Here is a 7,239-nt window from a genome sequence, read left to right on the forward strand (position 1 = left end):
TTGGGCGTAAGCAGGAGACAGCCGGCTAGGTACAGAAGCTCTTGCCGCGAAAACGGGAAGAGAACATCCCACAATTTCGCTTCACGCTCCGGCCCCATCTGTCCCTCAAAGAGGGGGGCAATGATCGTGATGTCAATATAACGATTGGCATGGAGGCGATAGAAAACTTCCGACTCCGATAAAGCCCATTGGCCCCGAATATGTTCACATATCCGATGCGCCAAAGCTTGTAACGCCGGTTGAGACGGCACACCGTTCGCCTCACCATCCATATTATCTATTTTAGCCTTTTTTCTCCGTTGGTTTCAAGAGGGCACAGGGCGATTAGACGGTCTACAGAGAAGGTAATTGAAGGCGAAAGATGGTGCCGCTATTGTTAAGCCCCCCTTGCGCCGAGATACCGTAGAGCGTGTTATTCCCACCTAAGACAAGTCGGTCGGGAGAGGCCCCTTCTGGAAAGAGCGGCTCCCCCTGCAGAGCGTGGTGAAGATGGAAGAACTGCTGCAGTTTTGTGACTAGGGATGGAGGGGAGTGCGAAGGAGCCTGAGAGAAACGATAGAGTATCTTGAAATGGGAGCCATCCGCATTTAGACGAAAAATGGCGCTGCTATCTATGTTTGCGAATGGAGAGTTAATGGGAATGAAAACCGGACGAGGATAGTGCACAAAACGAAGGCCGCCGTATAGGGCGCCATCCGAACCCATTACAGGAGAGCCGACGGGCGCCACTACGTTTCCGTGGGACGAATGCAGGGCGTAAAGACGTTGGAAAGCGAAGCGGCTCGGTTGAAGGCGATAGAGGGCGGTTTCTTTAGAGGTTGATAGCCAAAGGTAAAAACCCTCAGTCGGTGGTGAGGGCGAGAGGCTGTTGGCGATCCATGAGGGGCGATGGGATACCTGTATCCGCCCCTGATCTAAGTCTATTTTGATAAGCGCCCATGAGGGATATGGCCTAGAGATAGGTTCGTGTAAGTAAGCGATGAGTTCATAGAGCGACCGATTTTCCAGCAGCAGCGTTTCGCTTGAGGGGTAGCCCTTGTTTGTGAACCGGTACAGCACCTGGTAGCGGCTGCCGTCGGGCGCGATCCTGTAAACAGCGCTCGATTGGTACCCTAGTGAGGTAGTGCCGTAGAGAAAACCATCAGGGCCTTCTAAAAGCTCAGTTGAGGGAGTGCCGTCGCCTACGCTGAATGGGTGAAGTATCCTATAGGCGCTGCCGTCGGGCTTCATGGCAAACAGCGCCCCGGCGCCGGTTGGGCCTCCGTAGACGATTCCGTAAAGCAGCCCATTTCTGGCTTGGAGAAGATTTTTGGGCAACACGCCATCCTGAAAGGCGTGAAAAGAGTGCAGCACGGTATAGCGATTGCTGCGTGGATCGAGCCGAAAGACCACGCCTTGCCCGTAGGGGCCGCCGTTGGAAGCCGTTCCGTACAGCGTGCCATCTTGGCCTAGAATGAGGGAAGAGGGGTGGGCACCGCCGTCATTCACACCTTTCCAACCGACGGAGGGAAAGGTATAAAGCACCGTGAGCGGATGGGGGGCAGAATGCGTGAGGCGCCAAACAACCCCTCCCCAAAGCAGCCCCACAAACCCTATTAAAAACGCGAAAGCGAGGCTGCGTTGTTTCTTCCAACTCCACATAACTTTTCGCGGGCTTCGTTTACGTTACCGGCTGCTTGTTAAGGCTTACCGGCGGCTCGTAAGAGCTAAGGCGATAGAGCATCGAGTGCAAGTTGATGACCTCTTGAGGCATGGGCGGTTTTGGTGTGGCTTCGAGCACGGTAACGGTGAAGTGCTCGGTTTTGCCAACTTGCTCGACCATCCCTACCCAAGCCGCTGCTGCCATAAAAGGAACTTTATAGGGCGCCAGGCTTATATTACAGTGGGATAACAGAGGACCGGTATAGACCACATCATACAGGGTTTGGCTCCGCGTTTGTCGCCGCAGAGCGGCGAGAATGGCGCTCATCTCGCCGTTGAGGCGAGTGAGCAGGTAGTCGGCTTCGGTATCGACTTCGAACCGTAGAAGGGCGCGATCGGGTGCCGGGAAGCTTACATAGCCGCACACCGGGATGCGGATAGGTTCATCCAGACAGTCCACGTCGAAGTACTCATCGGGCAGCTGGCTGAGAGCGGCGGGAATCCATGATTTTTGGAAAGGAACCATTCCCCAGATCACATTTCCGTACGCCTTACCATAGGCGCGCGGAACGCCCACGAACTCAAGCTTTTCAGGCAGAGTAAGAGTTGTTGGAAACATCAGTTTGCTCTCCATTTCTGTTTGGGCTAGATCGGAAGCCACCAATTGGCTTCTAATCTGCCTCTATTATAACTCTTTTTGCGAGACTATGCGAACTGCCTATTGCCTTTCCGGGCGCAGGCTCATGGTGCATAATGTTGGCAACAGACGATGAGGAGAAGCGAATGGAATTAGACAGAGCGTTTTTGAAGAGCCTCTTAGAGGCTCCTTCCGTGGGTACCGCCTGTGGGCCGGTGGTCAGCCTCCTTACAGAGCGATTCGGCGAGGCCTATACGCGCATTCTCGTGCCTGACGGGTTCTGCTTTTTCCAAAAGAGCACGGGAACCCCGGAGGAGCTAGAGGTCATTTTTGTGGCGCACATGGATGAGATCGGAGGGTGCGTCTATGGGCCTGCCGAGAAGGCCTGGTTTCACACACGTGTGTGGGGGAACGCGCCTAAGGTGTTTCAGGAGCACCCCCTTCAGGCAATGGACTGGCTTGCGACGCATTCCGAGGAGGCGTTCGCCGTGGACAGTCGCCTGGTGCAAGTTGAGGATGACGAGCGGCTTATTGTCAAAGGGGAGCGTATAAAGCCGTATCGCACGGTTTTCACCTTTCGCCAGGAGGCCCGTTTTGAAGCGGAGTGGGTTTATGGGAAGGCCATCGATCCGCGAGCGACGCTCTATGCGGTTGTGGAGGCCGTGCGTCGTTTAGATAGCCCCCGTGTAGGGGCCATGCTGGTTATGGCCGAGGAGTGTGCGATGGAGGTCGCCCGAAAAGGAGTGGTCTTTTTGCAGCGGTGTGCCTCTCGACTTCGCCTTGTTGTAAACGCCGACGTGCCCGACATACGCAACCTTGCCGACGGCTCGCCGGAGAAGCCCTCGTTACGCTATTTTGAGGGGCGCAACTTCATTGACCCCTCGTTTGGCATTCGGGTGGCCGAGCAGTTGGAGCGGGAAGGGGTGAGTTTCTGCGTATCGGGCGCGCGGTCGGGCAGTCAGACGGTTCTTTTCACGCCCTTAGCGCCCACACTTTCGGTGGCCTTGCCTATGGAGGGCGTTCATACGCCTTGTGGTCGTGCCCGGATAGAGGGCATTCAACGTTGTCAGGAGTTGCTTTGTGCCCTTGGAGAGTGGGCGTTACGCGAAGTGTAGGAAATAGGAGGGGGATTGTCGAAATAGAGGGCAACTTCAAGACGATTTATAACAACACCCTCTGAAAAAAAAACAGAAGACGCGCTTGGTGCGTCTATTTAGAGGACGGGGAGGCTTCTGTGCGTATTATCATGCTGACCTGGGAATATCCTCCGCGTATTGTTGGGGGCATTGCCCGCCATGTGGAGGAGCTTTCTTGGGAGTTGGCGCGGTTGCCCGGTGTTGAGGTGCATGTTGTGACATGCGATTTTCCTGGGGCGCCTGCCGAAGAGGTTTGCCAAAAGGTGCATATCCATCGCGTAGCGGCGTATGATGCTCCGGGAGGGCATAAAGATTTTATTCATTGGGTTCATCAACTGAATGCGGCGATGCGCGACAGAGCCTACGCCCTTTGCCGAGAGTGGCTTGCGCCGACGGCGCCTGGCGAGGCCCCAAAAGACCCTAAAAAGCTGCCCATAAAAGAGGGCATCGTGCTCCATCCGCACGATTGGTTGGCCTATTTTTCGGCGGTAGAGTTGAAACATGCCTTCAAAATCCCCATGGTGGCCACGGTTCATGCCACGGAGTTTGGGCGCAATAACGGCATCCACAACGATATGTCGCGTTATATTGACCATATCGAGCGCCAGCTCATTACCGAGGCTTGGAGGGTTATTGTCTGCTCCGGCTTTATGAAAGGGGAGGTGGAGTATGCCCTCCAGTGCCCCTCCGATAAAATAGACATCATCTATAACGGCATTCGATGGGAGAAGTTCGAGTTCCATTTTCCGCCGGAGGAGGCGGCAGCCTTTCGGGCGCAGTATGCGGCACCGGACGAGAAGATCATTCTCTTTGTAGGACGCGGTGTGCGGGAGAAGGGGTGTCAGGTGCTTATTGACGCGCTTCCGCGGGTGCGGGCGAGCTTTCCTCGGGCGAAGCTGGTGATAGCCGGAGGAGGCTATCGGCAGCATCTTGTGGAGCAGGCGGAAGCGTTAGGCGTGGCACAGCACGTGTACTTCACCGGTTTTGTTCCTGACGACACGTTGCTGCGACTCTACAAGGTGGCCGATGTGGCCTGTTTCCCAAGCCTTTATGAGCCTTTCGGCATTGTAGCGCTTGAAGCGATGGCGGCCAAAGTGCCCGTGGTGGTTTCGGATGCCGGTGGGTTGAAAGAGATTGTGGAACACGATGTTACCGGAACAGTGACGTGGCTTAATAACCCCGACAGCTTAGCGTGGGGGTTGCTGCGTGTACTGAACAACCCGGAACATGCGCGCCAGATGGCGGAGCGAGCCTACGAGCGTGTAAAAACCTTTTTTAATTGGCAACGCATCGCCAAACAGACCTACGATGTCTATTCACGCGTGTGGAAAGAGTACAAAAAAAGCAACTGGTAGACAGTCCTAATTTCGGAGGAGATGGAGATGTCGTTGAGACGAACGGCAGGATGGTTTTGTGGCATAGGTTTGGTGCTGTTGAGCCTCTCTTTTGTCCCTCGCGGGCAGAACGAGGCGGCCGAGTTGCAGGCCGACATCGCACCGCCGAACGGGTTTTGGCTCGAGCAGGTAGACCTGCGCAACATGACCCAGGGATGGGGGCAACCGCACGCAGGCCGTAGTGTGGATAACCATCCGATTACACTGGGTGGGGTGGTCTATCCTCACGGCATCGGCACTCATGCCGTCAGCGCCCTCCTTGTGCAGTTAAACGGATGCGCCACACGCTTCGAGGCGATGGTGGGCGTAGATGACGAGACGATGGGGCGCGGTTCCGTTGACTTTCAGGTTTATGTGGACAATAAGAAGATGGCCGACAGCGGTGTGCTGCGCGGTAAGGAGCCTCCGAAGCTGCTCTCGGTGCCTCTAGAGGGCGCGAAGAACATGCTTCTGCTTGTAACCGATGCCGGCGATGGCATTGATTTCGATCATGCAGACTGGGGTGGGGCTTTGCTTTTGCTAAAGCCGGGTGCCACCTTTCGGCCTCAGAGCGTTCCGATAGGACAGGACGAGCCGCCGCGAATGGTCATTCCCAAGCCGGACCCACGTCCTGCCATTCACGGAGCGCCCATTGTAGGCGCAACTCCCGGCTACCCGTTTCTCTTTCTTATTCCGGTGACGGGCGAGGGGCCTTTCCACTTCTCCGCCTCGCCGCTGCCGGCAGGTCTGCATCTAGATGCACAGAGGGGGATTATCAGCGGACGACTGGAGTATGCTGGGCGAACGGTGGTGCACATCACGGTGCGAGGGCCGCGCGGCGTAGCGCATCGCGATCTGACCATTGTGGGTGGCGAACACAAGCTAGCCCTCACGCCGCCCATGGGCTGGAATTCGTGGAACGTTTGGGCCGGCGCAGTAGACCAGGAAAAGGTGAAGGAGGCCGCCGACTGGATGGTACGTAGCGGCTTGGCAGCGCACGGTTATCAGTACATTAACATTGACGACACGTGGGAGGGGCCTCGCAAGCCGGACGGCGAGATCACGACAAACCAGAAGTTTCCCGATCTGCCCGCCCTTGCTGCCTATATTCATAGCCTAGGCTTGAAAATAGGCATCTACTCCTCGCCGGGGCCAACCACGTGTGGAGGTTATCCGGGAAGCTACCAACATGAGCTGCAGGATGCGCAGACCTATGCCAAGTGGGGCATTGACTACCTTAAGTACGACTGGTGTTCTTATGGCAACGTCGCCACAGGCGAGGGGTTGGAGCGGCTTGAGAAGCCCTATCGGGTCATGCGCGAGGCCCTCGACAAGGTTCCGCGCGACATCGTCTATAGTCTTTGTCAATACGGCATGGGCGAGGTATGGAAATGGGGGGCTGAGGTAGGAGGCAACTGCTGGCGCACCACAGGCGACATCAACGACAGCTGGGGCAGTCTTAGCAGCATCATCAACAGTCAAGTTGGCCACGAGAAGTACGCCGGCCCCGGCCATTGGAACGACCCCGACATGCTTGTAGTGGGCCGTGTGGGCTGGGGCAATCCTCACCCCAGCCATCTCACTCCCAACGAACAGATCATGCACATCACGATGTGGTGCATGTTTTCGGCGCCGTTGCTCATCGGCTGCGATCTCTCCAAGCTCGATCCCTTCACGCTGGCGCTATTGACAAACGATGAGGCCCTCGCCATTAACCAAGACCCGTTAGGGCGGCCGGCCAGCCAGGTTGCCAATACCGGCCTCACGGAGGTTTGGGCGCGTCCGCTTGCCGATGGCACCAAAGCGGTTGCCCTGCTTAACATGGGCTATTGGGATACGCCCATTACCGTCACCTGGAACGAGATAGGCTTAGAGGGGCGTCAGCCGGTTCGTGATCTTTGGCTTCATAAAAACATCGGCACCTACGATGGAAAGATCACCATAAAGGTGCCCATACACGGTGCGGTTCTACTCAAGATCGGCCGCCCATCTCGTGTGGCGCAGCTGCCATCCTTCTAGCAGCGCGCCTCTGTTGAAAGACGGTATGAATGGGGTAGGGGGCGAACAAGACAGGCTTGCTTGTAAGCCCCCCGCCCCTCCGCCATCAGAACGGGTGGGAATGGAAACTTAAGATTTCTCGCCTTCGGCTCGAAATGACAGGTGTGGTATCGGCTCGAAATGACAGGTGTTTATCTCACGAGAAATGACAGTTGTTTATCTCGCCTTCGGTTTGAAATGACAGGCGCATCGCCGGCTCTTCAAGCCCCCACCCCCACTCCCCTCCCCCCCATTGGGGAGAGGGGCACCTCACGGTGGGCAACTCAAGGCCGACGCCCTTCCCCTCAGCGGCCTGTGTCGTTTCCTTCATCGCCTATCTCCCTGGCCGCTGCATCGCCGTGCGCTAGCACCTCCCGAATCGGGGGAAAGGAAGGGATAGGGGGCGAACAAGATA

The 7,239-nt window shown here is 56.5% G+C and carries 7 protein-coding genes; 3 read left to right on the forward strand and 4 right to left on the reverse strand.

Going from position 1 to position 7,239, the window contains the following annotated elements; all coding sequences use genetic code 11:
* From VKV18_RS00495 to VKV18_RS00505, 3 genes are all read right to left on the reverse strand, one after another.
* Positions 1-272 (reverse strand): hypothetical protein (locus VKV18_RS00495; protein ID WP_324202267.1); only part of this gene is annotated, 272 nt, incomplete at its 3' end.
* A gap of 61 nt (positions 273-333) precedes the next feature.
* A complete protein-coding gene (locus tag VKV18_RS00500) occupies positions 334-1,641 on the reverse strand; it encodes a choice-of-anchor tandem repeat GloVer-containing protein (RefSeq protein WP_324202268.1) in 1,308 nt (435 codons plus the stop codon).
* 19 nt (positions 1,642-1,660) lie between these two features.
* Positions 1,661-2,260, reverse strand: a complete 600-nt coding sequence (locus tag VKV18_RS00505) for a hypothetical protein (protein WP_324202269.1) — start codon at positions 2,258-2,260, stop codon at positions 1,661-1,663.
* A 164-nt stretch (positions 2,261-2,424) separates the two neighbouring features.
* On the opposite strand from VKV18_RS00505, the gene VKV18_RS00510 reads away from it, so the two are divergent.
* The 3 genes from VKV18_RS00510 (at position 2,425) to VKV18_RS00520 (ending at position 6,806) form a co-directional block, all read left to right on the forward strand.
* Positions 2,425-3,393 (forward strand): hypothetical protein, encoded by a 969-nt coding sequence (locus tag VKV18_RS00510; RefSeq protein ID WP_324202270.1) that lies wholly within the window; start codon positions 2,425-2,427, stop codon positions 3,391-3,393.
* A gap of 119 nt (positions 3,394-3,512) precedes the next feature.
* Positions 3,513-4,769 (forward strand): glycosyltransferase family 4 protein, encoded by a 1,257-nt coding sequence (locus tag VKV18_RS00515; protein WP_324202271.1) that lies wholly within the window; start codon positions 3,513-3,515, stop codon positions 4,767-4,769.
* Between the two features lie 27 nt (positions 4,770-4,796).
* Positions 4,797-6,806 carry an NPCBM/NEW2 domain-containing protein gene (locus tag VKV18_RS00520; RefSeq protein ID WP_324202272.1) on the forward strand — a complete coding sequence of 670 codons (2,010 nt, stop codon included), beginning with the start codon at positions 4,797-4,799 and terminating at the stop codon, positions 6,804-6,806.
* Between the two features lie 175 nt (positions 6,807-6,981).
* Here VKV18_RS00520 and VKV18_RS00525 read toward each other — a convergent pair whose 3' ends face one another.
* Positions 6,982-7,155, reverse strand: coding sequence for a hypothetical protein (locus VKV18_RS00525; RefSeq protein WP_324202273.1), 174 nt, complete (start codon positions 7,153-7,155; stop codon positions 6,982-6,984).
* Between the last annotated feature and the right edge of the window lie 84 nt (positions 7,156-7,239).

It is taken from the genome of Chthonomonas sp. (assembly GCF_035294505.1).
In the GTDB taxonomy this organism is placed as follows: domain Bacteria; phylum Armatimonadota; class Chthonomonadetes; order Chthonomonadales; family Chthonomonadaceae; genus Chthonomonas.

What these genes read in the sequence shown, in the direction of transcription:
- VKV18_RS00500 (WP_324202268.1), bottom strand. Translation starts at nt 1,641, where the DNA reads ATGTGGAGTTGGAAGAAACAACGCAGCCTCGCTTTCGCGTTTTTAATA.
- VKV18_RS00505 (WP_324202269.1), bottom strand. Translation starts at nt 2,260, where the DNA reads ATGTTTCCAACAACTCTTACTCTGCCTGAAAAGCTTGAGTTCGTGGGC.
- VKV18_RS00510 (WP_324202270.1), top strand. Translation starts at nt 2,425, where the DNA reads ATGGAATTAGACAGAGCGTTTTTGAAGAGCCTCTTAGAGGCTCCTTCC.
- VKV18_RS00520 (WP_324202272.1), top strand. Translation starts at nt 4,797, where the DNA reads ATGTCGTTGAGACGAACGGCAGGATGGTTTTGTGGCATAGGTTTGGTG.
- VKV18_RS00525 (WP_324202273.1), bottom strand. Translation starts at nt 7,155, where the DNA reads ATGAAGGAAACGACACAGGCCGCTGAGGGGAAGGGCGTCGGCCTTGAG.